This is a genomic window from Streptomyces sp. NPDC004126, assembly GCF_050275515.1.
GTDB lineage: Bacteria > Actinomycetota > Actinomycetes > Streptomycetales > Streptomycetaceae > Streptomyces.
This window is the reverse complement of sequence record NZ_JBNNPF010000001.1, coordinates 357137-383939: the sequence shown is the minus strand read 5'-3', so window position 1 is coordinate 383939 and position 26803 is coordinate 357137. Positions and strand designations below refer to the sequence as shown.

General features: G+C 71.5%; 33 protein-coding genes and 1 pseudogene. 20 read left to right on the top strand and 14 right to left on the bottom strand.

The window, feature by feature from the left end:
• Position 1: 1 nt before the first annotated feature.
• The 3 genes from ACQKM2_RS01800 to ACQKM2_RS01790 all read right to left on the bottom strand — a co-directional run bounded on the left by ACQKM2_RS01800 (position 2) and on the right by ACQKM2_RS01790 (position 2267).
• Entirely contained in the window at positions 2 to 682 is a 681-nt protein-coding gene (locus ACQKM2_RS01800; protein ID WP_427705361.1) for a hypothetical protein, read from the bottom strand.
• Positions 682 to 984 (bottom strand): DUF6112 family protein, encoded by a 303-nt coding sequence (locus tag ACQKM2_RS01795; protein ID WP_427705722.1) that lies wholly within the window; start codon positions 982 to 984, stop codon positions 682 to 684. The genes ACQKM2_RS01800 and ACQKM2_RS01795 overlap by 1 nt, the downstream gene beginning before the upstream one ends.
• Positions 985 to 1154: 170 nt before the next feature.
• Complete coding sequence (locus ACQKM2_RS01790) at positions 1155 to 2267, bottom strand: C40 family peptidase (protein ID WP_427705359.1); 1113 nt, start codon at positions 2265 to 2267, stop codon at positions 1155 to 1157.
• A gap of 833 nt (positions 2268 to 3100) precedes the next feature.
• Between ACQKM2_RS01790 and ACQKM2_RS01785 the strand changes: the two genes are divergently transcribed.
• From ACQKM2_RS01785 to ACQKM2_RS01760, 6 genes are all read left to right on the top strand, one after another.
• Positions 3101 to 3856 carry a DNA-methyltransferase gene (locus tag ACQKM2_RS01785; RefSeq protein WP_427705356.1) on the top strand — a complete coding sequence of 252 codons (756 nt, stop codon included), beginning with the start codon at positions 3101 to 3103 and terminating at the stop codon, positions 3854 to 3856.
• Between the two features lie 132 nt (positions 3857 to 3988).
• Entirely contained in the window at positions 3989 to 4654 is a 666-nt protein-coding gene (locus ACQKM2_RS01780) for a DUF4913 domain-containing protein (RefSeq protein ID WP_427705354.1), read from the top strand.
• Positions 4651 to 5151 carry a hypothetical protein gene (locus ACQKM2_RS01775; RefSeq protein ID WP_427705352.1) on the top strand — a complete coding sequence of 167 codons (501 nt, stop codon included), beginning with the start codon at positions 4651 to 4653 and terminating at the stop codon, positions 5149 to 5151. The genes ACQKM2_RS01780 and ACQKM2_RS01775 overlap by 4 nt, the downstream gene beginning before the upstream one ends.
• Entirely contained in the window at positions 5148 to 5786 is a 639-nt protein-coding gene (locus ACQKM2_RS01770; protein WP_427705350.1) for a DUF3631 domain-containing protein, read from the top strand. Before ACQKM2_RS01775 ends, ACQKM2_RS01770 begins: the two co-directional genes overlap by 4 nt.
• The gene (locus tag ACQKM2_RS01765) at positions 5783 to 6457 is read left to right on the top strand and encodes a hypothetical protein (protein WP_427705348.1); all 675 of its coding nucleotides are present in this window, start codon (positions 5783 to 5785) and stop codon (positions 6455 to 6457) included. Before ACQKM2_RS01770 ends, ACQKM2_RS01765 begins: the two co-directional genes overlap by 4 nt.
• Before the next feature lie 56 nt (positions 6458 to 6513).
• A complete protein-coding gene (locus tag ACQKM2_RS01760; protein WP_427705346.1) occupies positions 6514 to 7221 on the top strand; it encodes a hypothetical protein in 708 nt (235 codons plus the stop codon).
• A gap of 137 nt (positions 7222 to 7358) precedes the next feature.
• Here ACQKM2_RS01760 and ACQKM2_RS01755 read toward each other — a convergent pair whose 3' ends face one another.
• Positions 7359 to 7607: a hypothetical protein gene (locus tag ACQKM2_RS01755; protein ID WP_427705344.1), complete on the bottom strand. Its 249-nt coding sequence runs from the start codon at positions 7605 to 7607 to the stop codon at positions 7359 to 7361.
• Between the two features lie 416 nt (positions 7608 to 8023).
• Between ACQKM2_RS01755 and ACQKM2_RS01750 the strand changes: the two genes are divergently transcribed.
• From ACQKM2_RS01750 to ACQKM2_RS01700, 11 genes and pseudogenes are all read left to right on the top strand, one after another.
• Positions 8024 to 8242, top strand: coding sequence for an SH3 domain-containing protein (locus ACQKM2_RS01750; RefSeq protein WP_427705341.1), 219 nt, complete (start codon positions 8024 to 8026; stop codon positions 8240 to 8242).
• 37 nt (positions 8243 to 8279) lie between these two features.
• Positions 8280 to 8723 (top strand): hypothetical protein, encoded by a 444-nt coding sequence (locus ACQKM2_RS01745; RefSeq protein ID WP_427705338.1) that lies wholly within the window; start codon positions 8280 to 8282, stop codon positions 8721 to 8723.
• The gene (locus tag ACQKM2_RS01740) at positions 8720 to 9163 is read left to right on the top strand and encodes a hypothetical protein (protein WP_427705335.1); all 444 of its coding nucleotides are present in this window, start codon (positions 8720 to 8722) and stop codon (positions 9161 to 9163) included. Before ACQKM2_RS01745 ends, ACQKM2_RS01740 begins: the two co-directional genes overlap by 4 nt.
• A complete protein-coding gene (locus ACQKM2_RS01735; protein WP_427705333.1) occupies positions 9164 to 9577 on the top strand; it encodes a hypothetical protein in 414 nt (137 codons plus the stop codon).
• A gap of 53 nt (positions 9578 to 9630) precedes the next feature.
• Positions 9631 to 10488: a winged helix-turn-helix transcriptional regulator gene (locus ACQKM2_RS01730; protein WP_427705331.1), complete on the top strand. Its 858-nt coding sequence runs from the start codon at positions 9631 to 9633 to the stop codon at positions 10486 to 10488.
• A 163-nt stretch (positions 10489 to 10651) separates the two neighbouring features.
• A pseudogene (locus ACQKM2_RS01725) lies at positions 10652 to 11557 on the top strand (MFS transporter); the annotation flags it as partial.
• 403 nt (positions 11558 to 11960) lie between these two features.
• The gene (locus ACQKM2_RS01720; protein ID WP_427705328.1) at positions 11961 to 13220 is read left to right on the top strand and encodes an MFS transporter; all 1260 of its coding nucleotides are present in this window, start codon (positions 11961 to 11963) and stop codon (positions 13218 to 13220) included.
• A 34-nt stretch (positions 13221 to 13254) separates the two neighbouring features.
• On the top strand, positions 13255 to 14463 hold the full coding sequence (locus ACQKM2_RS01715; protein WP_427705325.1) for a hypothetical protein: 1209 nt from the start codon (positions 13255 to 13257) through the stop codon (positions 14461 to 14463).
• A 70-nt stretch (positions 14464 to 14533) separates the two neighbouring features.
• Entirely contained in the window at positions 14534 to 15010 is a 477-nt protein-coding gene (locus ACQKM2_RS01710; protein ID WP_427705322.1) for a hypothetical protein, read from the top strand.
• Positions 15011 to 15115: 105 nt separating this feature from the next.
• Complete coding sequence (locus ACQKM2_RS01705) at positions 15116 to 16804, top strand: MSCRAMM family protein (RefSeq protein ID WP_427705320.1); 1689 nt, start codon at positions 15116 to 15118, stop codon at positions 16802 to 16804.
• 80 nt (positions 16805 to 16884) lie between these two features.
• Positions 16885 to 17937, top strand: coding sequence for an MSCRAMM family protein (locus tag ACQKM2_RS01700; RefSeq protein WP_427705318.1), 1053 nt, complete (start codon positions 16885 to 16887; stop codon positions 17935 to 17937).
• A gap of 141 nt (positions 17938 to 18078) precedes the next feature.
• On the opposite strand, the gene ACQKM2_RS01695 is transcribed toward ACQKM2_RS01700, so the two are convergent.
• From ACQKM2_RS01695 to ACQKM2_RS01680, 4 genes are all read right to left on the bottom strand, one after another.
• Positions 18079 to 18225, bottom strand: a complete 147-nt coding sequence (locus tag ACQKM2_RS01695) for a hypothetical protein (protein ID WP_427705316.1) — start codon at positions 18223 to 18225, stop codon at positions 18079 to 18081.
• A 538-nt stretch (positions 18226 to 18763) separates the two neighbouring features.
• Complete coding sequence (locus tag ACQKM2_RS01690; protein WP_427705720.1) at positions 18764 to 19180, bottom strand: DUF3052 domain-containing protein; 417 nt, start codon at positions 19178 to 19180, stop codon at positions 18764 to 18766.
• Positions 19181 to 19499: 319 nt separating this feature from the next.
• Positions 19500 to 19649 (bottom strand): hypothetical protein, encoded by a 150-nt coding sequence (locus ACQKM2_RS01685; RefSeq protein ID WP_427705313.1) that lies wholly within the window; start codon positions 19647 to 19649, stop codon positions 19500 to 19502.
• Positions 19637 to 20023 (bottom strand): hypothetical protein, encoded by a 387-nt coding sequence (locus tag ACQKM2_RS01680; RefSeq protein WP_427705310.1) that lies wholly within the window; start codon positions 20021 to 20023, stop codon positions 19637 to 19639. Before ACQKM2_RS01680 ends, ACQKM2_RS01685 begins: the two co-directional genes overlap by 13 nt.
• A 136-nt stretch (positions 20024 to 20159) precedes the next feature.
• Here ACQKM2_RS01680 and ACQKM2_RS01675 point away from each other — a divergent pair, with 136 nt between their 5' ends.
• The 3 genes from ACQKM2_RS01675 to ACQKM2_RS01665 all read left to right on the top strand — a co-directional run bounded on the left by ACQKM2_RS01675 (position 20160) and on the right by ACQKM2_RS01665 (position 21779).
• Positions 20160 to 20522 carry a DUF317 domain-containing protein gene (locus ACQKM2_RS01675; RefSeq protein ID WP_427705308.1) on the top strand — a complete coding sequence of 121 codons (363 nt, stop codon included), beginning with the start codon at positions 20160 to 20162 and terminating at the stop codon, positions 20520 to 20522.
• Between the two features lie 135 nt (positions 20523 to 20657).
• Positions 20658 to 20984 carry a hypothetical protein gene (locus ACQKM2_RS01670; RefSeq protein ID WP_427705305.1) on the top strand — a complete coding sequence of 109 codons (327 nt, stop codon included), beginning with the start codon at positions 20658 to 20660 and terminating at the stop codon, positions 20982 to 20984.
• A gap of 15 nt (positions 20985 to 20999) precedes the next feature.
• Positions 21000 to 21779, top strand: a complete 780-nt coding sequence (locus tag ACQKM2_RS01665) for a DUF317 domain-containing protein (protein ID WP_427705718.1) — start codon at positions 21000 to 21002, stop codon at positions 21777 to 21779.
• Positions 21780 to 21887: 108 nt separating this feature from the next.
• On the opposite strand, the gene ACQKM2_RS01660 is transcribed toward ACQKM2_RS01665, so the two are convergent.
• The 6 genes from ACQKM2_RS01660 to ACQKM2_RS01635 form a co-directional block, all read right to left on the bottom strand.
• Positions 21888 to 22247 carry a hypothetical protein gene (locus ACQKM2_RS01660; protein ID WP_427705303.1) on the bottom strand — a complete coding sequence of 120 codons (360 nt, stop codon included), beginning with the start codon at positions 22245 to 22247 and terminating at the stop codon, positions 21888 to 21890.
• Between the two features lie 40 nt (positions 22248 to 22287).
• Positions 22288 to 22962, bottom strand: coding sequence for a hypothetical protein (locus ACQKM2_RS01655; protein WP_427705300.1), 675 nt, complete (start codon positions 22960 to 22962; stop codon positions 22288 to 22290).
• Between the two features lie 96 nt (positions 22963 to 23058).
• Positions 23059 to 23490 (bottom strand): hypothetical protein, encoded by a 432-nt coding sequence (locus tag ACQKM2_RS01650; RefSeq protein WP_427705297.1) that lies wholly within the window; start codon positions 23488 to 23490, stop codon positions 23059 to 23061.
• A gap of 103 nt (positions 23491 to 23593) precedes the next feature.
• The gene (locus ACQKM2_RS01645) at positions 23594 to 25306 is read right to left on the bottom strand and encodes a relaxase/mobilization nuclease domain-containing protein (protein WP_427705295.1); all 1713 of its coding nucleotides are present in this window, start codon (positions 25304 to 25306) and stop codon (positions 23594 to 23596) included.
• A gap of 15 nt (positions 25307 to 25321) precedes the next feature.
• Positions 25322 to 25849, bottom strand: coding sequence for a plasmid mobilization protein (locus ACQKM2_RS01640; protein ID WP_427705292.1), 528 nt, complete (start codon positions 25847 to 25849; stop codon positions 25322 to 25324).
• A gap of 247 nt (positions 25850 to 26096) precedes the next feature.
• Positions 26097 to 26288 carry a hypothetical protein gene (locus ACQKM2_RS01635; RefSeq protein ID WP_427705290.1) on the bottom strand — a complete coding sequence of 64 codons (192 nt, stop codon included), beginning with the start codon at positions 26286 to 26288 and terminating at the stop codon, positions 26097 to 26099.
• Positions 26289 to 26803 lie beyond the last annotated feature (515 nt).

Here is a 26803-nt window from a genome sequence, read left to right as displayed (position 1 = left end):
GCTACGGGGCGACGCGTGGAGCTACGGCGACCAGGCGGCAGTCCTTGCCGGGGCGGCACTGGACGGCGAGGGTGATCTGGCGGTCCTCGGCGCCACCTCCGCCGCCGGTCCAGGCGAGCTGTGTCTTGCCGCGGACGGTGACGGCGTAGACGTATGCCTCGGTGATCGCCTGCGGGTTCTCGGCCAGGGCCTGCTTGAACGCCGAGGGATAGTGCGCCTCGGAGGTGGTGGCGCTGGCGTGCTGGGCGTTGTCCTTGAGGCGGGACCACAGGAGGGGGTCGGGGATCTGGGCCTGGACGGAGTCCCAGTCGGCGTACGCGGTTTCGCCGGTCATCCAGGTGTGCATGCCGGCGAGCTGGTCGTCACGGCTGGTGGTGCGGGCGTCGAAGGTCCACAGCATCACCGCGCTCGCCCGGGCGAAGGCCAGCGGGTCCGCGATCGGCGGAGGGCCGGCGACCTTGGACCCGCCCGGGGGCGGCTTCGGCACGGGAGCCGAGGTGTTCTTCGGCGATGCCGAGGACCCGGTGTGCGGGGCGGACGCGGCGCTGCTCTGGCTGCGGCCTGTCCACCAGGCGGCAGCGCCGGCCAGCACGAGGAGCACGGCCAGGACGCCTGCGGCGAGCAGGACGCGCCGGGGCGGCTGCCAGCCGATACCGAGAGCGTCGAGGGAACGTTTCCTCATCAGTGGACCTGCTGGCCGAGGGCGCTGAAGAACGCGACGATGCCGTTGGCCGCGCCGAGGCCGAGGGCGGCGCCGGCGGCGACGACCGCGCCTTTCTTCCCGTTGGCTTCGGCCTGGTGGCCGCCGGAGTGGTGGCCCCAGGCCCACACGCCGAGGCTGACGGCGAGCGCGCCGACCACCGCGACGATGCCGAAGAGGTTGATCGAGTTGACGACGGTGCGCAGGACTTCGAGGCCGGGCAGGCCGCCGCCCTTGGGCGAGACCCCCGGATCGTAGGCGAGCAGGGTGAGGCGTTCGGACAGGGGTGGGGTGAGGGTGGCGGGGGAGATGGGGGCGCTCCTTGCATGCGCAGGACACGACGGGTCCTGCCGGGGAACAGGAAGGAAGAAGGGGGGAGGGGAAGGGGGCGCTCTGCGGCGCGAAGGTGGCCCGGTCCGCCCGGTGCCTCATGGGCCGGCCGGGCGGACCGGTGTCACGGGAGGCGACGTGCGCTGTGCGCGGCGAAATCCGCGACGGTGGCGAAGCGGACCGGCTTTCCGGTGCGCGGGGCCTCGATGACGTAGCCGTGGCCGGCGTAGATACCGACGTGCTCGGGGACGGCAGGGGTGCCGCGGCTGAACAGCAGGTCGCCGGGGCGAAGCTGGTTCAGTGGGACCGCGTTGCCTTCCTTGACCTGGGTGTACGTGGTCCGGGTCAGGGTGATCCCGGCCTTCTTGTACGCCTGCTGGGTCAGCGAGCTGCAGTCGCACCGGCCCATGGGGTCCGGGCCGTGGGGCGCGAGGCAGGAGCCGCCCCACTGGTAGAGGGTGCCGAGTTGGTTCATGGCCCAGGTGATGGCGGTCTTGGCGCGGGGGTCGGCGTCGGCGGGGATCGAGTAGCCCTTGGGGACGGCCCCTTCGGGGATCGGTCCGGAGCCGCTGCCGTCGTCGCCCGGGGTGCACGGGTCCGTTGCCGGGAGGCCCGGGGTCTGGCCGTCGGCGGGCGGCCGGGCACCCTTCAGCGTCGGGGCGATGGCCTGCTGCAGCGCGCGGGCGAGAGGCTCCCACTGGGCGTACGCGTCGGGGAACCCGCTCAATTGGACGGCCTGCGCGGCCTGCGTGATCGTCATCTGCTGCCAGCCGGGGACCTTCAGCAGGCCCTGGTAGAACTTCGTGCTGGCGTAGACGGGATCGCGGACCTGGACGGGAGTACCCCACCCCGCGCTGGGTCGCTGCTGGAACAAGCCCAGCGAGTCGCGGTCGCCGTAGTTGAGGTTGCGCAGCCGGCTTTCCTGGATGGCGGTGGCCAGGGCCACGATCTGGCCGCGCTCGGGTACTTCGAGCGTGATGCCGGTGGCGACGATGGTGCGGGCGTGGGGTATCTGCTCGTCGGGCAGGTCGAGGCCATCGACGTGGACGTTCTGGGCGCCGGATCCGCCTAGAACGGAGGCGACTTGGCGCCGGACGGCCTCGGTGTCGACCGACTTGGTGAAGCAGGAGGTGCCCTGGCCCGAGGAGTCGCTCGCGGCGGCGGCGAGCACAGCGGTGCCGGCCAGCAGGAAGGGGGAGAGGCAGAGTGCGCCGATCGCGGCGGCGATGCCTTTCACTCCCGGGCGGCCTCCGGTCGGCGGGCCGCGGGGATGGTGCTCGGGGATGGGGAGGAACGGGTCACGGTGAGGTCCTCGGGGGTGGGCCCCGGCCGCACGGTGTGAAGGGGAAGGGCCGTGCGGCCGGAGCGGTGGAGGCGGGCGGAGGGCCCCGGCCCGGGTGCGTGTTGCCTCACGCACCCGGCGGGACGAGGGGAGTTACGGGCGGAACATGGGCGGGCCTCCAGGAAGGTGCGGGGAACGGCCTGCGGCGGCGGGCCGGTGAAGAAGCGGGACGCGGGGGCGTCTTACGGGCGGAACATCAGCGAACTCCTGGAGCGGTGCGGGCGCTGGAAGCCGGGGAATCTGGGGTGTGCCGGGTGGGCGTTGCCTCGCGCACCAGGCCGGTGGGGGTTACGGGCGGAACATCAGGGGGGACCTCCAGGTCCTGCGGAGTAGCGGGGATGCGGGGCAGGTCAGCAGGGGCGGTACATGGGCGGCCTCCGTGTCAGGGTCGTCGGCGGGCGGGGAGCGACGGGGGCGGCGGCGATGGCCGCGTGCGGGGTCACGGACGGAACACAGGGGCCTCCTGCGGGAAAGGGAAAAGGGGGAAGGGGTACGCCATCGGCGGTGTCCGCCGGGCAGTGACACGACAGTAAGCCCGAATCCCCGGTCACCGAAATCGCCGCCGAAATCCGCGAGATTCCACGCCTCCTGGTCCGCGATGCTTCCCAACCGGGGATTGTGACCTACAGTTTGGGCCTCCCCGCGTGCCACTGGCTTGTTCTGCCGTGTGCCTCTGCGCGGTCCGGAGCCCTTCCACCCGCATCCCTCATCGAATTGGGGTCCCTCTTTTGTCGTTTTCCCTCCACCAGGGCGACGCGCTGACCGTGCTCGCGACACTGCCCGACGGCTGCGCCGACTCGGTCATCACCGACCCGCCGTACAACTCCGGTGGCAGGACTGCCAAGGAGCGCACGAGCCGCTCGGCCCGCCAGAAGTACGTCTCGGCGGATGCCCAGCACGCCCTGCCGGACTTCACCGGCGAGAACATGGACCAGCGGTCGTACACGCTGTGGCTGACGCAGATCATGACCGAGGCCCACCGGGCTACGAAGACCGGCGGGACGGCGTTGCTGTTCACCGACTGGCGCCAGCTGCCGGCGACCACGGACGCGCTTCAGGCCGCAGGGTGGCTGTGGCTGGGCGTGATGGCCTGGCACAAGCCGCAGGCCAGGCCGCAGAAGGGCAAGTTCCGCCAGGACTGCGAGTTCATCGTCTGGGGAGCGAAGGGCAAGATCGACGCCTCCGCGAACCCGGTCTACCTGCCGGGGATGTTCAGTGCCTCGCAGCCTTCGGGCAAGGCCCGCCGGCACATCACGCAGAAGCCCGTCGAGGTGATGCGGCAGCTGGTGCAGATCGCCCCGCCGGGTGGCACGGTGCTCGACTTCTGTGCCGGATCGGGCAGCACCGGGGTCGCCGCCCTGCTGGAGGGCCGGAGCTTCATCGGCATCGAGAAGACCAGCGAGTACGCGGCTGTCGCCTCCGACCGGCTCACCGAGACCCTCCAGCAGGTGCATTCCCAGGACGATTTCGACCTGACCTCCTGACCGGACCGCACCACTGGCCGGATCGCGGCGGGGCGGAATATAGCGGCAGATCCCCGGTTTCCGAAACCGGGGATTCTCCGGACCATCGGAGCCACTGAATCCACGGCCCCGGCTGCAAGGAGAACCCTTTTCGTGTCCGAATCTGCTGAGCCCCGTCATGGCGGGGAAATCGAGCCGGTCCGTCTGCCGGAAGGCGACCTCGAATCGATCGAGGCGTCCGTACGCAAGCTCCTGGACCAGTCGGCCGAGCAGGCCCGCCTGATCGACACGCTGGCCTCCGCCCCGCCGGCCGACCCGATGACTGCGAGCATGCCCTTCGCGGGATTCCCCGGCATGCCCCCGTACGCTGCCCCGGCCCCGCCGCCGGACCCCAAGCCCATCCTCGAGCTGGAGGGCGAAGAGTTCGAGGACGAGCTGGCCGCGCTCACCGACTGGGTGGACGACCACCTCATGGACGTCTACGGCGCCGAGATCACCACCGCAGCACCGTGGTGCGACCAGTGGCAGGAACACCTCGACGTCGTCGCGTGGCTGCACGCACTGTGGCTGGCCTACCAGCAGCACAAGGACCCCGAGGCCGGCCTTAGCGGCATGGCCGTGTGGCACCGGGACTACCTCACCCACGCCCTGGCCTACGTCCGCGCCCCCGGCGGGCCCCTCAGCGCCTGCCAGACCGACCCGGAGCGTCCGGAGCACCGCCTGCTGCGCGGCCCGGGCCCGTCCGCGAAGTCCGCCGCCCGCGATGCCGAAACCCAGCAGGACGACGCAGGATCCTCGCCGGTCGGGGCCGCCACGTGACACACCCACCGCGGCCTCCGGCGGCGTTCGGGCTGTCCATCCACCCTGAGGCGCTGGCCGACTTGCTGGCCGCCCCGGGCGACATGCGGGACCTGGGCCTCGCCCTCATCCAAGACGTGGTCCGCGCCGAGGTGAGGGGCGGCAAGCTCACCAGGGAGCTGTCCGGGTACCGCAAGCTCTACCTCGGCTCCGGCGTCGAGTGGCGCATCGTCTACGCCCACCGCCCGGCCCCGCCCGGGTCCAGCCACCCCACGGACATCCACGTCGTCGCCGTACGCCCCCGCGCCAAGCACGACATCTACGACACCGTCCGGGCCCGCGTCGGCCGCCCCCGCCCCGCAGCCGGGCCCCGCGCACACGCGGCTCGCTCCCTCTCGCCGCAGGTCCGCCCGCGTCCGCCGCTCACGACGGCGCCTCCCGCCGCAGCGTTCCCGGTCCCCGGCCTCCCCGTACCCGCCCGCACCACCACGACTTCTCCGAAGGGTCCTTCGCGATGACCAACCTCACCGCCCAGTCCACATCGCTGATCCAGGCTCTGATGGCGACCCTCCTCGAGCCCCGCCCGGCGCCGCACCCGCGCCACCAGGCCCTGCTGGATGCTTACGAACGCCAGCTGGAACTGGAGGCGGAACTGAGCGACTGGGCCGGCCGACCGCAGCCCACCACCGATGCCGCGCAGGACAAGGAACTCGACGGACTGAGTAATCTGCTGGTCGAGCACGCTAAGGCGGGCCGGCAGGTCTCGCACCTCCTGAGCGCGGACAGCTGCTGCCCGCCGTGCCTGGACTTCGAGCAGCCGCCGACCGTCCCTGGCCGCCCCGCCGACAATGCGGACTCGGCCTTCGCCGCCCCGTGCATCCTTGCCGCCTGCCTGGACGCCTTCGCCTTCCACGGCAGCCCGGACGCACTGCCTTCCGCCGACCTTGTCGCGGAGCTGCGCACCCTGCCCGGTATCGCCGAGGGCCGCTGGCCGTACGCGGAACTCACCCAGACCCGCCTGGCCACCCTGCTGCGCCCGTACGAAGTGGCCAGCCGCGACATCACCCACGGCGACGGCCGGCGCCGCAAGTCCTACCGCCGCTCGGCCCTCCTGGCCGCCATCCCGGCCGACTGCGACTGCCGCCCGTCGTGACCACCCGCGAATCCCCGGCAACCGCCCTGGACGCCGCCATCGAGCAAGCGGTCGGCGACCTGGCCGTCCTGCACCACGACCACCTGCGCGGGCTGCTCCCGGCGGAGCGAGCCGCTCTCGCTGCCGTGCACCGGGAACTGGTGACGGCCGAGGGCGCGGTCACCTACCACCGCAACGCGCTGACCCGCCTGTCGTCCGGCAGCTACCGCGTGGACACCCCGCTCCTGGACCGCCTGCGCCGGACCGTGCACGAACTGGCCCAGGCCACGGCCGCCCGAGACCGGCTGCAGGATGGTGTCGCTGCTGCCTTGGAGGCGGTCAAGGCCGCCACCCCGGCCCCCGCCCCCGCTGACGAGGACCTGACCCCCAGCGACTTCGCCGCGCTCCTCTCGCTCGCCGGCGGCGGCACGATGCGCGAACACCTCCTCACCCACCGCGTCTCGGTCCGCACCGTCCAGGGCCGGCTGGTCGAACTTCCTTCGTTCCAGCGCCTGGAGGCGCACGGGCTGCTCACCCGGGACACGTCCCGGGCCCTGACCGTCGGCCAGCCGGTCACCTTGACCGACACCGGCCGGACCGCGCTGCTCGGCACCCGCCGTCCCCCCGCCATGGCCACCCCCGTGTCCGCCCGCCCCGCCGGAGCCTGGCCCGCATCGGCCCGACACCGCTGACCACAGGTGCCCGCAGTCCGCCTTCGCCCGCCCCTGCAGAAAGCAGCCCGCCACACGTGCCTCTTCACCAACCCGACTACGAAATCGACGGTTTCGAGCCCGCCGACGACGGCCACCAGCAGCACAGCCGCGATCTCGGCATCTCTTCCTTCAAGGTGCTCGGCGAGTACCGCACGCCCACCGACAGCTACTTCGTGCTGCTCGACGAGGGAGCCACCTGGGGCATCCCGGGAAGCCCGCAGCTGCGGGCCGTTCACGTATCCCGCGATCTGAGCGCACGAACCTTCGAGGTCGACTCCAAGGAACTCCCGCTGTACGCGATGGCCCAGTCGTACCTGACAGCCCGCGGCTGCCCCGCCGACGAGCTCAGCCCGCCGGCGGGCGTACACGACCCCGCGGACGACCTCACCCGGGCCCTGGAGGCACGCGTCCGCGGAGACGGTGACCACTTCGCCCTGCTGGCCAGCTACACCGACGACATGCGCGAGCCCGTGGAGACAGTAGTGATGCTGCGCTCCCTTGATCCCCAGGCGGTGCCCGAGTTCCGGATCCTGCGGGAGCAGTTTGACTGGGACTCCAACACCCACACCCTGCGGGAAGGCGGCTTCGAGACGTACGCCGCGGCCGTGGACTGGTGGGAGGCGTGGTCGGACGAGGAGGCCCCGGCGCTGCCGCCGCCGGCTCCGGCCGTACGCCATGGCCCCGCCCCCACCGCCCTGGCGACGCCCGTGCCGCCGGTGTCCCGGCGACCTCAAGGACGCTGAACCCGGCTAGTTCGTTTCCTGCGGATCACCTTGCGGAACAGATGAAGATGGCGGCGAGGTGGAGTCCGGCGAGGTCAGCGACACGCCAGACCAACGACCTCATGATCAAAATGAAACGGCCCAAAGAGGCGGCATACCTACTCTGAGGGTGTGGCCTCCGGAACCACGCTCAGAGCACGGATGATCTCCTCCTTGGAGACCACGATCCGCCCGGAATCGCCGGTCTTCGTGCTCGTGCCAGAAACCAGGAGCTTGTCCTGGGTGTTCTTGGTGTCCTTTGCGTCGGTCACGAGCTTCGCGGCCTGCTCCCTGCTCACAGTGAGGTAGTGCTGGCGCTCGAAGTGGGCAGTGATGTCGTTGATGTCCCTGTCGCTGGGCTCAAGCACGTGAGGACTCCTCTGGGTTGACGAAGAAGATCTTGACCCAGGCTATCCGCCAGCCAGCTCTCACGGTCGAGATCCCACCTATCCGACCTGCCCGCCATTGAGCGTTCGCCGCCAGTACCAGGCCCGAGACGCTTGGCGCCGGAGGCCGTCCCAGTCTGATCCGAAAGACACGGCCTAGCGGTCAGACCCGTTTCGGTGGAGCGCGGCGCGCAATATAGCCGCCGATCCCCGGTTTCGGAAACCGGGGATTCTCCGGACCCTTTGCAACACCACCGACCCACTGGGGGCGGTCAATGCCCGTTGTTCTGACTGCTCTGGAGCCATCCGCTGTGTGCTACACGCCTGCGTCCATCACCGCCACCACCCTGAGCGGCGCCCCATCCCGTTCCGCCGGCAGCGCGGTACTTCGTCACGCCGTGCCCGGTACGGCGCGGCGGGCCGATCCGGTGCTCGCCGTCGCCGTCCACGCCCGTGCCGACGGTGACTCCGCGGCCGTGGGCGTGCTCCTTCGCGGGGAGCCGTTCACGGCTTCGGTCACCGACGGGGCCTGGCTGCACGTCACCACCGCTTCGGGTGTCACCGGCTGGGTCGACGACGGCGACCTCCGTCGTGACGACCAGCTTCGCCCGAACTGATCCGCCCGTACGTTCCCTTCTTCCAGGAGCCCCCTTCGTGTCCGACATCCCCGACGTCTTCGACGGTGACGTGCTTGGCCTGTTCGCCGCGCGGATCGAGGCCCAGTTCGGCCTCGGCCTGAGTGAGCTGGCCCAGGCCGTTCATGCCGCCCCCCAGGCTCATCCCGGTGCCACCCAGGCGGTCCACTGGTACGGACTGCTCTCCCAGGCCCAGCAGGTGCTGGAGACTGCCGAGGACGCCCTGGTCGCGGCACTGGACACGGCGGTGGGAGATCAGCTGGACGATCCGGTGATGCAGCTGGCCCACCGGGTGAACCACGCTGTAGCCGCCCGTGACGGCCGGGCCATCACGCTCAGGTTCCTTCTGCAGGCCCCGGCCGAGCAGGCCCGCATCCAGCAGCGGTTCGGGCCCCGGGTGACGACCACGCTGCCCACCCCCGTTCCGGCACAGCCCGCGCGGGTCCGGGGCGGTCTCCGATGAGCGACGGACCCAGGCCCAGCACCCAGGACGCCCGCCTGGAGGGCGTGTTCGGCAGCCCGCTGAACGAGCTCCACGAGCGCGCGGTCCGCCCCGGAGCCTCGCCGGCCCTGGTCCGAGCCCTGGAGCTCCGGGTCTTCCTCGCCCTGGCCGAGGCGCAGGTCGTACGGGTCCGTGACCGTGTTCACGCGGCGATGGCCCCCGACACGGAGCTGGACTCGCTGAGCTCGGACGCGCTGCGGTTCGACGCCGAGTGGTTGGAGGCGGCGCTGGCAGCGCGCAGCGGATACCGGACCGCACTGGACAAGCTGCTCGCCGCGATGCCACCGCCAGCAGTCCGCCCGCCCGCCGCAACGGGTCCGCTCCGGCCGGCGGCCGTGAGCAGGAGTCTCCCGCCGGTCCCTGCGGGGGCCGCAGGCGGAGCGGCAGTCCGGGGAGGCTGAGTGCCCGATCCGTACGCTGCCTCCCGGGCGGCGGGCGAGCGGATCGAAGCCCTCTACGGCCGCCCGGTCGCCGAACTCGCCGCGGACGTCGAACCCGGCGGCATGCGACACGCCCTGCTCAACAGCTTCGACGCCCTTCAGTACGCCGACCACGCGGTCACCTTCCACGCCGAGCAGCTCCACCGGCTGACTCACCCCGACCGCGCGATCGAGTCCGTGGACGTCGGCCACATCTCCGACGCCACCCGCCGACTGGCCCACGCCGTCAGCGTCCGCGACTCACACGCCCAGGTCCTCGGCGACGTGCTGAACAGCCTGGTCCGCGTCCCCGACGTCACCTCCCCGGCGCCCACCGCGCCCCAGGCTCCTGCCGTCGCGCCGGCCGCGCCCTCCGAGCCCGCCCGCTCGCGCTGATCCTCTCTCCCCTTTTTCCTTCTTCTCCACCATCCCTGTCTGGAGTTCCCGTCTTGGCTGCTGCCCGCCTGCCCTCTACCGACCTGCCCCGCGTTGCCGAGGCGCTGGAGATGATCGCGCCGCGCTGGAGCGTGTGGGTGCTGATGACGCTGGCCTCCCAGCCCGGCCCCCTGCGCTACACCAAGCTCAAGGAGCACCTGCCGTGGCTCGGCGACGGCCAGCTCCACCCCCGGCTGCGGGCGCTGTCCGAGGCCGGACTCGTCGAACGCACCGCCCAGACCCGCCTGCACGTCACCTACGGCCTGACCGCCCGCGGCCGGGAACTGATGCCTTCTCTGACCGCCCTGGCGGGCTGGGGCGACGCGCACCTGGAGAAGACCCTCGTCCTCAACCGCGTGACCGGGAAGACCGAACCCGAGCGGATCCCGGCCGCGCAGAACGCCGAGGACACCCTCGCCGTCATCGGCCACCGGCACGCCACCGTGCTGCTGTGGACCCTCAAGGCCCGCGGGACCACGACCATGGCCGCGCTCTCCGCCGAGGCGATGGCCGACCACAGTCCCAGCGCGATCTACTCGCCGATCCGCCGGCTCATCGACGACGGCATCGTCTCCGTCTCCCGCGATGACGTCGCATCCCTGCAGCTGACCGCCCCGGGCCAGGCCCTCGCCCCGATCTACCGAGCCCTGTCGTCGTGGGCCACCGCCCGCCCGCTCCCGGACGCCGAAACCCACCCCGTGTGGGGCGCACCCCGCATCCCGGCCGCCGCCCGCTCTGGGCAGTGGGCGGCTCACCAGGCCCGAAAGACCAGTCAGGCCGTCGCCGTGCGCCAGCCGCCGGCCCCCGCTCCGGCCACCGCCTGGCGGCCCGGCGAGCTGTTCTCCGCAGCCACCAGCGGGCCGAGCCGGTGAACCCCCGCCGCTCCCTGCCACCTTCCGGCCGCCCACCGCCGGTACCCCCTTCGCTCCCGGCGCCCTGGCGCTGAGCCCTGACGGAAAGCCTCGCCCGTTGACCGCTCGCTCGACCGCAACCGCTCCATCGGCCACGTACGGGGCCGTACTGGGCAGCCGGTACGTGGCCCGCCTGCTGGGCGGCACCCTGATCGGGCGCCTGCCCAACGGAATGGTCCCCGTCTCGCTGGTCCTGTGGATCACTGCGGGCGGCGGGTCGCTTGCCTTCGCCGGTCTCCTCACCGCGCTCTACGGGCTGGCCTCGGGCCTCTCACAGCCGGTCAAGGGCCGCCTGATGGACCGCTACGGGCAGACCCGAGTCTCCGTTCCGGCCGTCCTGCTCAACTCCTCCTGCCTGGCGGCGCTCCCATGGATCGGGGCACACGGACAGCCGGCGGCCGTGACCGCGGTCGTGGGGTTCGCGGGACTGATCACCCCACCGCTGGAGGCCGGCCTGCGCGCGTTGTGGCCGACGGTCCTGCCCGATGCGGGGCGGCGCCGCCTCGTGCAGGCCCTGGACACCGGCTCCCAGGGGCTCCTCTACATCGTGGGCCCCCTGCTCGCCTCGTGGCTGGCGACCGCGCACAACCCCGACACCGCCCTGTGGGCCACCGCGGCCCTCGGGCTCGCGGGATCGGCCATCGTCCTGAGCGCCGCCCCGTCGAGGTACTGGCGCCCGGCCGCAGAAGGGCCTTCGGGCACCGGCCAGCTGGTCAGCACGGGCCTGGTCCTGCTGTTCACCGCACTGGCCGGGACCGGGTTCGCACTCGGCGCGATGAACGTCTGGGCCGCGGACATGGCCGCCACCCACCACATCCCCACGCTCTCCGGGGTACTGCCGGCCGCGTTCTCCACCGGCAGCGTCCTGGGCGGACTGGTCTACGCCCGCAGGACGTGGCCCGGCACCACAACCACCCAACTGATCACCACCAGCACCCTGTTCCTTCTCGGCTGGCTGCCCCTGCTGGCCGACCCCGGACCACGAGCGGCCGTCGCCCTCGCCGGGATACCGGGGCTGTTCCTCACCCTGATCATCACCAACGGCTTCCACACGGTGGACGCCCTGGCCCCGGCCTCCCGCACCACCGAGGCGTACGCCTGGCTGATCTTGGCGGTCGGCGCGGGACAGGCCGCCGGTACCGCGCTCGCCGGAGCCCTCTCGCACAGCCCGCAGGTCCTCGCCGCCCTGCCAGCGGCCGGCGCCGCCACTGCGCTGACCGTGCTGACCGTGGCCCGCCCCAAGCTCGGCCCCGGCCGTCGCCTGGGCCGCCACCGGCGCCCGCGCCGCACCCGGCAACACGCCCCGGCCCCCCACGACGCCTTCCCCGCGCCCGCTCACGGCCCCACTAACGGCCGTTACAGCCCGGACCGACGGTCACCACCCCGGTGGTCCGGCCCCCGAACATATCCGTCCCACCCTCCCCGGAAACACGATGCCTCCCAAGCACGCCGCCCTGCGGCCACCCACCGGCCGACACGTCCGCGTCCCCGACTTCGGACCCGTACGCGGCGTCTACGTCCCGCGCACCGCCGACGCGGGTGCCTTCGCGATGAGTACGTACGGCATCCCGTTGCTGGTCCTGGCCGTTACCGACTCGGCCACCCTGACCGGCATCGCCTTCATGCTCGAATGGGTGCCCCGCCTCGGCGCGTTCGCCCTCGCCGGCGCCGCCGTGGACCGCTTCGGCAGCACCCGCGTCCTGCGCATCGCCTCGGTCCTGCGCGCGCTCGTCGTCCTGGCCGCCGCCCTCGTGCTCCCCACCGTGGACGGCACCGCCGCCATCGCCACGGTCATGCTGCTCGCCGCCTTGACCGGAGTCCTCACGGAGTTCTCCTACATCGCGGCCGAAACGGCGGGCGGCGCCGCGAGCCGGGACGCCGGAGGCCACGCCCACCGCGTCCAGGCAGTCCTGCTGGGCATCGACCAGGGCGCCACACTGGCCGGCCCGGCCCTGGCCGGAGTCTTGCTGCAGTACAGCGGCGCGACCGGGATGCTCCTGACCATCGCCGTCTGCTCCCTGCTCGGGGCGGCCCTGGCCCCCCGCCAGCGCCCCGCCTGGCCCCAGGACGCCCCGGTCCCCGTCGCCCAGGGACTCCAGATCGGCTGGCGGACCCTGCGTTCGCTGCCCGCTCTGGGCTGGCTGTGCGTCGGGCTGGTGCTGTCCAACACCGCCATCGGCCTCGTGCAGGCTGCCGGTCCCGTCCTGGTCATCCAGCAGCTCGGCGGCACCAGCAGCCAGGTCGGCCTTGTCTGGTCGGCCGCCGCCGTCGCCTCCCTGGCCATGGTCGCCCTCGCCCGGTTCGCGATCGACCGGGCCGGTCTGTGGCCGGTCGGCGCCACCGCAGCCGCACTCGCCTCCCTGGCCTGCCTGGCTCTGGCCGCCGCCGACACCTACACCACCTTCCTGGTCCTGGTGGCGCTGCTGATGGCCGGCGAGGCGGGCATGACCGTGGTGCTGCGCACCCTGCGCGCCCACCTCGTCCCCGCCGAGGTATTCGGCAGCACCCTCTCCCTGATCATCCTGCTGCTGCTCGCTCCGTTCCCCCTCGCCGGAGCCCTGGTCGCGCTCACCCCGCCCGACCTGCTCGGCCACGCCATCACCGCCTGCGCCGTCCTGCAGGCCGCAGGACTCGCCGTGTCCTTCGCGAAACTCCGCACCCATCCGGCCACCCGCCGGACGGTCCCCGCCTGACCGACCCAGCCCCGAACCCTCGAAAAGGACCACGATGCCCGCGACCACCGACTCTCCCCAGCCGCAGCACCGACGCCTGCGCCTGCGCGAAGTCGCCGACCTCGACGACACAGCGTTCACCGACTACCTGCACGACCGTTTCGATCGCCTGGTGACGGCCGCGATAGCCGACGCCGTCGGCTACCTGCGCCCCGCCCAGCACGACCTCCTCCACACCCCCGGCCTTCTGCACGACCTGCGCGATGCGCTCACCTTCGCCGAGGGCGACCTGCAGGTCGCAGCAGAGCGGATGAGCTACCGCCACGACCCTCGCGCCGCCCGGACCGCCCGCCAGCTGCGGCAGGTACGCACCGCCCTCCACCAGGTCCACCGGGAAACCGCCGCGCTGCGCCGAGCCGAAGCCCGTAAGCGCGACGCTGCCGCGGGGACTCCGGCCACCGATACGGTCACCATCGCCCGCAGCTGGCTCGCCCACGCCTACCCAGCCCGCTTCGCCCAGCTCCTCGCCCAGGCCCAGGCCGACGCGGGCCTGCCCGCTCGTCCGCTCGCCAAGGACATCTTCGACACCATCGAGGAGGGCTGGGCCGACGGTCACCTCACCGCCCCCAGCACGCCGAGCGTGGAGCAGATGCTGGCCAGGGGAGTTGTGGCCTTCCGCAGCGCCGTCGCTGACGACGCCCGCAACCAGAACGACCGTGACCCCGCGCTGCGCCACCCGCTGCTGCAGCGCCGCTGGAACACGGCACTGGACGACCTCGCCACCCTGACCGTGCCGGTGGCCCACGCCTCCAGCCCCTCCGCCCTCGGGGCCCTGCCCGGCGACTTCTCCTACATGCCCGAACAGGACGCCTTCAAGATCCTCAACGCCCGCCGATTCCTGGTCGCCATCTGGCAGCGCCGCGCCGAACACACCCGCCTGGTCCGCCAGTACGCGGGGACAGCCACCGACCGGCGCCGCGTCGCCCCCGACCTCGACCTGCGATCCCAGGCCCTGGACGCCGCTCTCGACCGCCTCGTCGCCGAGCATCCGGCCGCAACCGCCCGGATCCTGGCCCGGCTCCGCCCCTACGCCGCCGCAGACGGCAGGCTCGAGGAACACGTCTTCACCCCGGCCCTGCGCGCCCAGGCCAAGCGCGAAGTCCTCGCCGACCTTGCCGCCATCCGGAGGCCGGACGTCGTCCTGCCCTCCGCGATCGTGCCCCGCCCGGCCCTCACCGCAACCGCTGCCCTCGCCGCCCACTGACCGGCACCCCCTCCGCTGCCCCGCCCGCGCGCCCCGCCGCCCGACGCTGACTGACCAACGAGGAAACCCTGTGCCCCTGTTCACCGAGCAGCTGTTCGCCGACCACCTCACCCTGCCGTACCCCGAGGCGGCCGTCGTCGGCGATGCCTACTACGCCGCCCCCGTGCCGGACCTCCCGCTGCGGCTGCGCATCGACTTCGCCCCCACGATCCGCGCCGGCCGCTACGACGGACTGCGCCTGCAGGTCGTCCACCTGGAACAGGGGCGCATCGACACCGCCGTACTGTCCTTCGCTGACTATGGTGCCTTCGAGACCCGCGACCGGCGCTGCGACAGGAAGCCCGGCCAGGACGGGTACGGCACCTTCACCGACTGGAACCGCAGCGAGCGCCCGCCGTGGGCCGGCATCGCCGTCACCCGGCTGCGCGCCGCGATCGACCAGTACGTACGCCTGTGGATCCCCGGCGCCCCGCCGGTACGCACCGGCCCGCCTCCCGCCACGGCTCCGGTGCCGCAGGCACGGACCTCCCCGGCCCGGGCGCGGTAGGCAGATCCCTCCCACCTGGCTGCCGCCGCCCACCCGCGGCATCCGCTGACGCACCTGCGTCCGCACCCTCATCCCCTTCTGCACCGACAGGACCTCTTCCCACATATGAGCCTTCGCCTCGCCCGACCCGCTCACCTGGCCGTTGCCGTCGCAGCTCTGGCCGCAGGCACCCTGCTGCCCGCACAGGCCATGGCCGCCCCGGACGCCTCCGCGGTACTGGGCCCCGGCTACACCATCCCGGACTCCGAAGGACACGCAGCCTCCAGCCACATCGGTGCCTACGGCCCGCCCGGCCCGGCCGTCCACGGCGACACCGAGACCTACTGCGCCGACCCCGAGCGCAAGGGCCCGGCCGACGCCGGAGGCTACGGCGACCCGCAGCCGGTCCCGTCCTGGACGTCGTCGGTGACCGGGAAGCCCGTCACCAAGGAGAACCTGGCACAGGCTGCCTACGTGATCGGCAAGTACGGGCAGACCCGCGACAACGCGCAGGCCGCCGCAGTGGATGCCGTTGTGTACGAGTACCTGGCCGGCGGTACCTACGCCCTCGACGGCGAACGCGGCAAGCAGCGCCTGGCCTACCCGGTCGTCTCGCCGACCGTCCGCACCCTCGCCCAGGGCTACGTCGCCGAGGCCAAGAAGCTCGCCGGCCCCTACGCCCTCCAGATCACGCCGTCGGTGAAGACCACCACCACGGGTACGAAGGTCACCGTCGCGGTCAAGGTCACCACCACCGCCGGCACACCGGTCCCGAAGATCGCCGTCACGCTCGCCGAGTCCGGCTCCGGCACCGCCTCCGGCAAGGTCACCACCGACGACAACGGCACGGGCGCCTGGGAGTTCACCGCCGAGAAGCCCGGGACCGCCAGCGTCACCGCGGCGGCCGAGGGACTGCCTGCCGTCGGACTGCAGGTCCTCACACCCAAGAACCCGGCCGCCCAGCGGATGCTGCTCGCCGGGGGCACCACCAGCATCAAGGACTCCGCCGCCATCGCCGTCGGTGAGGCCACCGGCGGCGTGACGATCCGCAAGAAGGACCCCGAGGGCACCCGCCTGGTCGGCGCCGCGTTCCAGCTCCTGGACTCCGTCGGCAAACAGGTCGCCGCGGGCAAGACGGATGAACAGGGCAACCTCGTCTTCGACAAGCTCCCTGCCGGCACCTACCGGCTGCGCGAGACCTCCTCCGGCAGCCCCGTCCACGACCTGGTCCCCGAACAGACCATCACGATCACCGCCGGACGCACCGCCCAGGCCAACCCCCTCGACCTCGTCGACCCGTTCAAGAAGGCCCGCCTGTCGGTGAAGAAGACCGACAAGAACACCGGCAAGACCCTGCCGGGCGCGGTCATCGCCATCAGCGCCGACGAGACGGACAAGACCGGTAGACACACCCCCGGCAAGGTGATCACCAGCCTCACCACCGGGACCGACGGCACCACGACGATCCCCCTCGACGTCACGCTCAAGGCGGGCACCCGCTACTGGGCCAGCGAGACCAAGGCCCCCGACGGCTACCAACTCGACACCACGCCGCTCGCGTTCACCGCCCGGCCCGGCGCCGACGTCACCGTCACCCTCGCCGACAAGCCCACCCCGACCACCCCGCCGAGCCCGAGCACCCCGCCCGCGACACCCCCGGCCACCACCCCGCCGACGACCCCGCCCGGATCTCTCGCCCACACCGGCGCCGACGCCACCACCTGGCTGGCCGGCGGAGCCACCGCCCTGCTCGCCGCAGGCGGCGGCCTCTACCTGATCAACCGCCGCCGCCGTACGGGCGACGCCCCCAGCTGACCCCCCGCGCTGCCGGGCCCGACTTCGGAGCCCGCGCCACACCGTCCCGCACCGCACGATCCCGCCCGGAGCACTCCTTCATGAAGCACCGCCCCCTCCTCTTCACCGCGCTCGCCCTGACCGCCACCGCCGTCCTGACCGGCCCGGCCACCACCGCCACCGCAGCCCCCTCCCCGTCCGCCGAAGCCCCCAAGGACCAGGAAGCCCCCGCGCCGGCGGACAAGGCCGGACTGCGCATCGTCAAGACGGACCCCGAAGGCCAGCCGGCCCCCGGAGCCTCCTTCCAGCTGCTCGACTCCGCAGGCAAGACGCTCGCCGAGGGCAAGACTGGCGCCGACGGCACCCTGGCCTTCTCCGACCTCGCCCCCGGCGTCGTACGCCTCAAGGAGACCGCCTCCGGCAGCCCCCTGCTGGGCACCATCCCTGACCGGGACGTCGTCGTTGCGCCCGGCGAGCCCCAGGTCCTTGCCATCACCGACCCGTACAAGTCCGCTGGGCTCACCCTCAAGGTCACCGACAAGGCCACCGGCAAGGGTCTGGCCGGAGCCATCGTCAACATCGCCCCGAAGGAGGCCAAGGACGAGAAGGGCGCCTTCACCCTCACCACCGGCCCGGACGGCACCGCCAAGGCCCCGCTCCCCGTAGGCAAGAAGACCGGCAGCGCCTACACCGCCACCGAGACCAAGGCCCCGGACGGCTACCGGCTGGAGACCACCCCGGTAGAGATCGCGGCCAAGCCCGGCGCCGAGACCACCGCGGCCTTCACGAACGCGGCCACGGCCAAGCCCACCGAGGAACCGACCGGCAAGCCGACGGCCCAGCCCACCGGTGACCCCACCTCCCAGCCCACGCCGACCAGCTCGTCCTCAACCGGCACCGGGGAGTCGACCGATACCGCATCCCCTTCCAGCAGCCCGGAGATCGGCACGGCCACCTCGACTCCCTCCGCGCCGGATGCCAAGCCCGAAGGCTCCCTCGCCCACACCGGCGCCGACAGCACCAATGGATGGCTCTTGGCAATCGGTGGCCTTCTCCTCGCCGCCGGAGGCGGCGTCGTCTACGCCGTACGCCGGCGTAAGAACGACGAGAGCGAGACCGGTACTGGGCAGCACCGGCGCACCGACGACAACTGACCGTACCGCCACCGGCCCCGGGAATCAGACAGGTTCCCGGGGCCGACTGCGTTTCCCCCATGGCCGGTGCGGTGCTGCCAGTAACGTTGCCACGAGTTGCGCATCGCCAAGGGGGCTCGGCTGCTTGCGCTTCGGGAGTGTTCAGCCGTCTGCGGCCGGTGAGCCGGAGTCGGACGGGTCCTCCAGCGGCACGAAGAGCAAGGAGAGCGCGACCTGGATTACCAGGGCAACCTGGTGGCGGGGTGGGGTGTCCACCAGGTCGTGGAGAACGTTGTTGCGCAGGTTCATGCCGTCGGTGGGCCCGCCAACGTGCGTCCGGACATGCCCTCTTTCCCGCCTTACCAGCGTCGAGCGTGACCGGATAGCCCTGGTCGGCAGCCCGCTTGCCGCCGTGTCGCATCGAGCCTCTCCCCCATCCCATTCGCGCGGTAGGCGGGACCTCGCGGTGGGTGAGGCACCCTTTGTGCTGCGGATTACGGCTGGACGGGAGCCGTGCTGAGCCGGGGCTGGTATGTCGTCTGGCCCTGGCAGGGTTCGCAGGCCCAGTGCGGCACGGAGTTTCGGATAGTTCGGGGTGCCGAGGGCGGTGACAGGATCCCAGCGGTCTTGGCCAGGAGTCCGCCGGTGGCAGGGCTTCCTACTGACCTGTGTCGGCGGGCCTGTTGCGGGGTATGCCGCGACTGCTGGAAGCGTTGCCACCGCCCACTCGCCACCACCAGATCCAGCTCCCCTGAGTGGGGAGATTTCGGTGAACTTCCGTACGCAGGGGTGTGACTGAGTACGGTAGCTGACCGGCTGGGGCACGGATCTGGCCCTCGCGCCCGGACTATTTGCGGACTTTGGGGGCCACGAGGAGCGTGCCGCTCCAGTTCATGGCAGCACTCACGCTCTTGGTTTGAGCGAGACCGGCGAGAGAGGCGGCCTCACCGATATCGCTGGGTTCGACATGGCCGTCTCGCCCTGCCTTGGGAGTGAGGAGCCAGATGAGTCCGGCGTCGTTGAGCGACTCCATTGAGGCAGTCAACTCGTCGAAGAGGTCGCCGTCCTCTTCTCGCCACCACAGGAGTACGACGTCCACCACGTCGTCGTGGTCCTCGTCGACCAGCTGATTCTCCGTGACTGCCTCGACCGACTTACGAAGCTCATCATCAATATCGTCGTCGCGCCCGAATTCCTGGACAACCTGGCCCGCTTTGAGTCCGAGCCGCTCTCCCAGACTCCGCTCCGCTGTCGTCACCGTCAACTCCTCTACTTCCAGGTCAGCCTGTTGCACATAACCTCAGCGAGCCAATCACAGAGGCGCTGCATCCCGGCCCACCGGCCAGGACGGATTCACTCCACAGATGGAGAGATGCACTACCAACGAGTGATCTCCGCGGGGTGCAGGGACAGCCACCACCCAAGCTGAGTGCCTGTGTCTGCATCGCACCGAGTCGGTTGCCACCCTCTTAGCGGCCGACTGAACGCTCTGTCCCGGTCTTTGGTGCCCTTGCACCGGCAAGGGGGTCGTGGGGTGGACAGGCCGCCCGCACTCCGCTGGCGCCCCAGGCGCAGGTCTTCGGTCAGTACATGGGTCCGCGCCAGACGGCGAAGAGCTGGTCCTTGGTGCCGTCGGGGTCGCAGTAGGCGACGATCGCGGGTCCCTGGATGCTCCTGGCGGGCAGGTTGGGGTGGCCGTGCCAGCTCGTGCCATCCCAGCTCAGGAGATACATCGTCTGGTCGTGTGTGTGGCCGTTGCGTATCCGCCCTTGCGGGCGATGTAGAGGCGGTTGCCCATGACGGCCGCGCCGTAGCTGTCGGTGGTGTCGCGGGTCATGTCCTGGCCGGTCCAGGTGGTCCCGCCCTGGAAGACCCGGTGGCGAATTTTGTTGCGGTTCGAGAAGAAGCGGTGCGGATAGTAGGCGTGGAGCCTGTTCTGGAAGGTGATGAGGGCGGGTTCGCGAACCGTCGGGTTGATCTCGTCGCTGCCGCCGAGCCGGTGGCCGTCGAGCCAGGAGCCGTTGAAGCGGTTGAGGTGGAGTTTCTGGTTGCCTCCACCGGGAATGCGATTGCCGCTGAGAATATGGCGCGGCTGTTGAGGACCCACAACTGGCCTTAAGGCCAAGTTCGCCGATGGCAGACAGGAAAGATCCTGCAAGGACTGGTGCAACGTTGCGGTACATGTCAACCTAGACGACCTTCCCTGAAATCTCGAATATTCGCAGGTCAGAGAGGTGATGCTTGTGACGGTGGAGCTGTCGAACGCTGGGTTTCGCACCACGATCGAGAAGTTGCGACTGCATACCTGGCTTCTGGGGCCCGGCCAGCCGACCGAGGTCATCGACTGTTTCCCCGAGGCGAACGGCGACTTCACTCTCGTCGTCGACGACCGGGCCGACACCCACATCGCTTCGGCCGACGGCCGACTCTACCTCGGCTGGTTTCCCGAAGGCCGGCCCGGAGCTGAGGATGAGGGCTGGGTTCTGGCCGTCACCGGCACTGCGAAGGTTCCCGGCTACCGCGTGGTCTTCGATCCGCAGACCCCGGCACGGCTCGTGGCCGCTACCGTTTCCGAGGTGCTCGCCACCGCTCGCCGACAGCACTGACCATGCCGCCGCCTTGCGGCCGGGGCCCGTCGCCCCCGCTCTCCAGCGGCTCGCCCGTCTTTCCGTAGTCCGTTCCCGCAGACTGCGCGGTGCATTCCGTATTCGACACAGCGCTTTCCACCCGTGAGGAGAACCGTGGCACCCCAGCCCGAGCCCGGCGCCGAGATGACCGTCGCCGGCCTGATCAAGCACCTGTCCGCGGCAGACCCCTCCGCCCGGGTCCGGCTCGCCATCAACCCCTTCGTTCCCATGGCCCACAAGATGGGCTTTGTGACCGCGGACACGGATGGGGACGGGCGACCAGTCGTCTATCTCGCCGAGGACGCGGAGGCGGTGCAGTACGGGTACCTCCCTCGGCCGGTTGCCGAGGCCCTTATATGGATGCCGCCGGTCGAGCCGCCGACCCGTGGACGGCGGCTGCGCGCGGTCTCCGGCGACGATACGAGCCGCGACACACCCTGACGACAAGGAGCACTTCTGCCCCCGTCCCCTGACTTCCCTTCCCTTCCCGCTTACTGGGTCACCCCGCGCCATCTCGCCGGAGACGACGGCCTCCTGGCCGACCAGGTCGGCTCCCACCTCACCGCTGCGGGCTGGACCAGCCTCACCCTCGTCCGCGGCCGACGTGAGCCCGACGAATCCGACGACGCCCGGCAGGTTCTTCGCAGCACCGTCCTGTACGTCGCTCCGGACGCGCTGAGCTGGGCGCAGTGGGTGCTGGCCGACGAGCCGATCCTCCTGGGCGATCAGCCAGTGGCCTGGACGGTCTCCGCCCGCGCCACCCCTGCTGGCCTTCCCCTGTGGAATGGGTATTTCTCCGCCGGAACCCCGCCTGAGGCCGTCACCGACTTCCTGCTCGCGCTTGAGGATCGCCCGGATCCCGCCCACGGCTACGCCGGGCCGCAGGTCGTTCTCGACGCGCTGGCGGACGGCGGCTGGGTCCGCGACATCGACACGCCCAGCGCCATGTCCGACCCGCGGCTGGCCGCCAGCATGGTCTTGACGACCTTGCCGGACGAGGGCATCCAAGACGGCGACCCGCTCGTCCTCGATCCCGAGTCGGAAGCGGCGGGATGGCAGGCATGGTGCGAGCCGAGGATGGGCGCCGGGCTCCTGTGGGCCGCCATGTTCTCCGCCAGCACGCCACATGATCTCGTTGCCGCCTTCGCCGCTTCTCTGGCCTCACCCGCACCGGTGCTGCGACACACCTTGCCGGAGAGCAGCGAGGGCCAGCTCACGGTGCAAGCGACGGTCTGATACGCCGACGGCCGGACCCCCTTGGGTCCGGCCGTCGGTCTTTTGCGTTGCAGGACGGTCATGAAGTCGGCCGGGGCGCCAGGCGGAGACTGCGGCCTTGGCCACTGGTCAGAGGCCGTGGCCCGGGGCACCTCCGCGCGGCTGATCACCGGGCTTGTGCCAGTGCACAGCCGGGAGAACCCCGTCTGCGGCCAGACCTTCCACGAGATGGGCAGCACGGGCACGGACGCCGGAGCGGCGCACCACTTGGGCGTTGACGGCGCCGAGCAGGGATTGCAGCTCGGTGAACGCCGCCGTGGCTCGCTCGCTCTCCGGAAGCGCGATTTCACCGCGGCGCCCGGTGGACCTGGCGCCAATGATCTGCGCCCGGTCTGCTCCTAGGGCAGCGAGCGCCACCATCAGCCGCACCTGCGGATCGGCGGTGGCCCCGAGACGGGTGAGGGCCTCGGCGGACACGAACTCGGTCACGGAACCTCCAAACACAAGATCGGTTGAAGGGGAAAGGGGCTCAGCGGGCTGTTGCCTTGGCCAGGGCGGTCTGCGCGTGGACCGTGACTTCAGCCGGGCTTCCGGAGACCACCAGGAGCACGGCACCGGCGCGAATCACGGTTTGCTGGACGATGGTGCGCTGCCCGCCAACGGCGACGGTGAGGACCTGCCCCCACTGCTCGTCACCGAGACGGGCCACCGGCACCGTCTGGGTGCGGACCTCTGCCACGGTGGTGGCGGTGACCAGCTGGTACGACGGGCAGGCGCCCATCGCGGTCATGATCCGCCCGGCTCCCGCGGAGAGGTCCGTGGGCGGTGCGGAGTACAACTCCTCGGTCAGCTGGGTGCCGCCGGGGCCGGTGAAGACTCGCTTCCCCTGGTTCGGGAACATCGCGTACGGGTTGTCCGCGGCGCTGCCCAGCTTCTCCAGCTGCGGGCAGCCCTCGACGGACGCCTCAGTCGAAGTCGCGGTTGCGGCGGGGCGGGCGGCGTAGCCGGGGCCGAGATCGTCGGCGGTGAGCAGCCGGTCCGCCAGCCGCTCAGACGGCAGCACTTCGTGGTCGGCGGCGGTGGGTACATGCGTCTCCGCCGGCGCCGTGGCGGGCGCGCTGTCGGAGGTCGGGGCGGAACAGCCGGTCAGGGCCCAGAGGGCGAGGCAGGTGTTGGCGAGGATGGCGGAATGGCGCAGGCGCATACGGGTTCCCTGGGTCGGATGCGAGTGGTCTGACCGTGGCCGCCTCCTCGGAGCGGCAGGGCAGGAATACAGGGGGTCCAGGGGCGCGGTGCCGGATCATTGGTCGAGGGAGCGCAGGCCCTCCTCGAGCGTGCCGAACTTGCCGTTGCTCGGGCCGCTGTTGCGGTTGTACCAGGCCACGTCTAGGCGGGACTCCAGGGTCTCGTGGCCGGCGGGGCAGCGCAGCCAGATCCGGCCTTGGGCGCAAAGGATCACCCAGCCCCGATAGGACTCGCACTGCGTGCAGGCGCGGACCTCACCGTCGACGACCAGGGGGCGCCGCCACGGCATGAACCGGCCGGCCAGCTCGTCGTCGGTGTCCATCCGGAAGTCCGGCGGCAGGAAGTCGTCCACTACGGGCGCGGCCGGAGCTGGTTCGGGCGCCTGCTGGGCGTGCGCGGGCCACTGCGGCGCCGGGTATGCCAGCCACGGGACACCCGCCGGTCCCATCTCCCCATGCTCCTGCTTCGCCTTCCTGCGACCGAACATTTGGGCTCCCCTCCCAGAGTTGGCTCCCCGCACACGGCGGCGGGTCATGAAGCGTGCCCCACCGCCCCCAGCTGCGGCAACTCACGAATTCCTGAAAGCCCGGTCACCTTCGGCGGCGCTGCGGGCCCTTCGCGTCCGGGTTCCCGGCCTTCCGCCCTGCGGGGTCCGATCGGACGGATCCCTCGTCGGGCAGCGGCGTCGCCTGGGCGTCAGCCGGCAGGTCCGCGGCACGGCGCAGCCGCCACACCAGTACGTCGGACAGAGACTCGGCGCTCGCCAGCTCCCGGCGGGCCGCCGCATCAGCCAGCAGGGCGGTTGCGTCGTACCCGGCCGCCTCGGCATCGGCCAGGGTCGCTGCCAGCGCCGCCCACCCGGCTTCCGCCAGGACCTGCTCCGCCAACGCAGACGGCAGAGCTTCGCGAACCCGCAAGACCTGCCGGCGCAGCACCGGAAGAGCCAGAGACCGGCCCCGTACGGCCAGAACACCCATCGGCTGCGCGGTGGCGGCCCGGTAGGCCGTGCGCAAGTGCTCGGCGGCCAGCTGGGCGGCGGCGGCCTGCTGAGCGTGTGCCTTCCTCCCGTGCCAGTGCGCGGCCACGGTCACCAGGAAGAACACGGCATCGATCACCATCGCGGTCGTCGCCCCGTCCTCACCCCGCCCGAGCGCAGGACCGCTGTAGACGAGGTCGCGGGCAGCCTGGCGAAGGGCCCGGTCGTGACCGCGTTCAGCCCGCACGTGGGAGCGGGAGGCCCGCTCGAACACGAAGGCGGCTTCTCGCAGTTCACGCCGGGTGTGGGCAGCGGACGTCTTCGCGAGCGCGTCCAGGACCTCACCTGCAGCCGCAATGTACGCCGCGGCCACCCCGTCGTCTGCCCCGTCCATGACCAGCACCGCCTGCCACAGCGCCGCGCTCGCCCGGCGCCGTGCCGACGAGGGCCCCGACGGCACCGTCTGCTCAGCGACCCGGCTACCAGTCTGGCGGCCGGACCAGCGCTCCCGGATCCGCGGCAGGGACAGGTCCGGGCCCAACTTCGAACCCGGATAGAAGACCGGTTCCCCTTGGGCGTTGACGTCTCCGGGCAGCGCGACCGTGTACCCCAGGAGGTCACCGGACGGTGCGACGCGCGTGCGCACCAGAACGCCGGCGGCTCCCAGACGGTCGACGAACTCCTTCTCGCTCTCGGCGCCGGCCACGGCCCGCCGGATGGTCTCGCGGAGTTCTTCGCGGGCGGTGCGGTCGCGGCCCTGGCGGGTGGCCTTGTGGCGTTCGGCGCTGGTGGGCCGCTTGGAGGCGGTGCCGTCACCGGGGTTGAGGCGGCGCAGTCCTAGTTCCTGCTCCAGGAGACGGGCTTCGGCCTGCACGCGGACGGCGTCGAAGTCGAGATCCGGTTTGTAGCCGTCCTCGTCGACGAGGGTGGCCAGGATGTGGATGTGGTCGTCGGCGTGCCGGACGGCGACCCAGCGGCAGCCGGATGGCTGTTCGGGGTCGTCGATGCCGGCGGCGGCGACCATGCGGCGAGCCACGTCGCCCCACTCCTGGTCGGACAGGATCCGGTCGCTGGGGCCGTTGCGCACGGACAGGTGCCACACGTGCTTCTTCGGGCGGTGCTTTTCCTCGAGCCGTTCCAGCGGCTGGTCGAGGAGCTGCTGCAGCTGCTTGTACGTGGCCTCGGGGTTGCGGCCCGGGTCGGGAGCTGCGTGGTCCCAGGAAGCCACCATGTGCGGGTCGACGTGCTCTTCGGCCTTGCCGGGGCCGTACAGGTAGTACAGAAGGCCGATGGTGCGCGTCCCGCGCTTGTGGATCTTGGGGACCATGAAAGGTAGGTGTTCCTAGAGGCGTTCGAGGAGTCGGTCGGTGGCGGTCTGGACCCGGTCGGTGGCCCGGCGTACGGCGGCCAGCATCGCGTCGAGGTGGGCGTCGGACGGTCGGTCGCCGGAGTTGATGGCCCTGGCCACCTGGTTGAGGTTGCTGCCGACGTGGCCGAGGTGTCGGCGGGCGGCGAACATCTCGGAGATCAGCTCACGTTCGCCGGCGATGGCTCCGGCGGCGTGATCGGCGTCGCGGGCGGCGGCGAGGGCGCTGCGGGCGAGGAACGCTGGCAGGCTCGTGCGGGCTGCTGCGGCAGCTGTGGTGAGGCGGTGCTTCTCGTCGTCGTTGAGGCGGACGCTGCACACGTAGCTGCGCTTGTCGACATCGGTTTTCGGTGAGCGCTTGCGCGAGGCGCTCTTCGCGGTGCGGCGCTTGCGCCGCGGTGCGGGCTTCTCCTCCGGCTGCGATCCGCCCTCGGTCGCTGCCTCGTGAACCGGAGCCCCCTGGCTCCGGTCCGCTCCCGCCACTCCTGGGGCGGGGTTGGCCAAGACGCGCTTCCCCGACGGGGAAGAGCGTCTTGGCCGATAACTTGCTCCTCCTGGGAGCGAGTTATCGTCTGGGCAACCGTCTTCACGGCTGGGGGGTTTGGCCAGCCTGAAGGGCTGGTCCTGTACTGCTTCGGGCGGGTTCTCGACGGAGGTCATGTGCGATTCGGCTCCTTACGGGAGGCCAGGTGCAGGAACGGGGCGGCGGCCCGGGCGCTGGGCCGGGCCGCCGTACCGGCATAGGAGCCGCTCACCCGCACAGGGGGCAGTGCGTGTAATGGCGGGTGAGGGCCTTGGCCATGTTCTGCTTCACCGCCAGTGCGTGCCGCGTGCTCGACTTCGAGGCGGTGCTGCCCGCGTGACGGGCGGCGTGGTTGCGCAGGAACGTGATGTCGCGCTCGTATCCGGCCTTCAGGTCGGTGAATCGGTCGCACGTCTTCATCGGCGGGTGGCTCCTTCGGAGGATGTGGTGGAGGCAGTGGCGGCCCGAAGCGCGGTCAGGACGGGACCGATGTGCTCGTTTCCGAGGGGGATTCCGCGGGCGCGCATGATGCCCCGCAGCTGCGTCCTGGTGATCTGCTCGTTCCCCTCAGCCGCGAGGACTGTGGGAACGTCCGGGAGGACCAGCTCGACGACCTCGGCCTCGGACAGGCGACGCGGTCCGGTCCGGCGGTCCGACCGTCCGGCATGCACCTTCGCGCGGACGGTCCGGGGGCGAACCAGGTCGGTCCGGGGCTGACGCGGTCCGGGTTTCGGTCCGGGGCGGGGCGGTGCGGTGGGGGTGTCGGTCCGGTCCGGGTTGGGTCCGGTCCGGGTTTCTGTACGGTCCGGCTGTCCGGCGGTCCGGCTTGGGTCCGGGTCCGGTCCGGGTTTCGGTCCGGGGCGGGGCGGTGCGGTGGGGGTGTCGGTCCGGTCCGGGTTGGGTCCGGTCCGGGTTTCTGTACGGTCCGGCTGTCC

What these genes read in the sequence shown, in the direction of transcription:
- ACQKM2_RS01635 (WP_427705290.1), bottom strand. Translation starts at nt 26,288, where the DNA reads ATGAAGACGTGCGACCGATTCACCGACCTGAAGGCCGGATACGAGCGC.
- ACQKM2_RS01685 (WP_427705313.1), bottom strand. Translation starts at nt 19,649, where the DNA reads ATGTATCTCCTGAGCTGGGATGGCACGAGCTGGCACGGCCACCCCAAC.
- ACQKM2_RS01645 (WP_427705295.1), bottom strand. Translation starts at nt 25,306, where the DNA reads ATGGTCCCCAAGATCCACAAGCGCGGGACGCGCACCATCGGCCTTCTG.
- ACQKM2_RS01705 (WP_427705320.1), top strand. Translation starts at nt 15,116, where the DNA reads ATGAGCCTTCGCCTCGCCCGACCCGCTCACCTGGCCGTTGCCGTCGCA.
- ACQKM2_RS01695 (WP_427705316.1), bottom strand. Translation starts at nt 18,225, where the DNA reads ATGAACCTGCGCAACAACGTTCTCCACGACCTGGTGGACACCCCACCC.
- ACQKM2_RS01800 (WP_427705361.1), bottom strand. Translation starts at nt 682, where the DNA reads ATGAGGAAACGTTCCCTCGACGCTCTCGGTATCGGCTGGCAGCCGCCC.
- ACQKM2_RS01740 (WP_427705335.1), top strand. Translation starts at nt 8,720, where the DNA reads ATGAGCGACGGACCCAGGCCCAGCACCCAGGACGCCCGCCTGGAGGGC.
- ACQKM2_RS01650 (WP_427705297.1), bottom strand. Translation starts at nt 23,490, where the DNA reads ATGTTCGGTCGCAGGAAGGCGAAGCAGGAGCATGGGGAGATGGGACCG.
- ACQKM2_RS01715 (WP_427705325.1), top strand. Translation starts at nt 13,255, where the DNA reads ATGCCCGCGACCACCGACTCTCCCCAGCCGCAGCACCGACGCCTGCGC.
- ACQKM2_RS01700 (WP_427705318.1), top strand. Translation starts at nt 16,885, where the DNA reads ATGAAGCACCGCCCCCTCCTCTTCACCGCGCTCGCCCTGACCGCCACC.
- ACQKM2_RS01720 (WP_427705328.1), top strand. Translation starts at nt 11,961, where the DNA reads ATGCCTCCCAAGCACGCCGCCCTGCGGCCACCCACCGGCCGACACGTC.
- ACQKM2_RS01770 (WP_427705350.1), top strand. Translation starts at nt 5,148, where the DNA reads ATGACCAACCTCACCGCCCAGTCCACATCGCTGATCCAGGCTCTGATG.
- ACQKM2_RS01655 (WP_427705300.1), bottom strand. Translation starts at nt 22,962, where the DNA reads ATGCGCCTGCGCCATTCCGCCATCCTCGCCAACACCTGCCTCGCCCTC.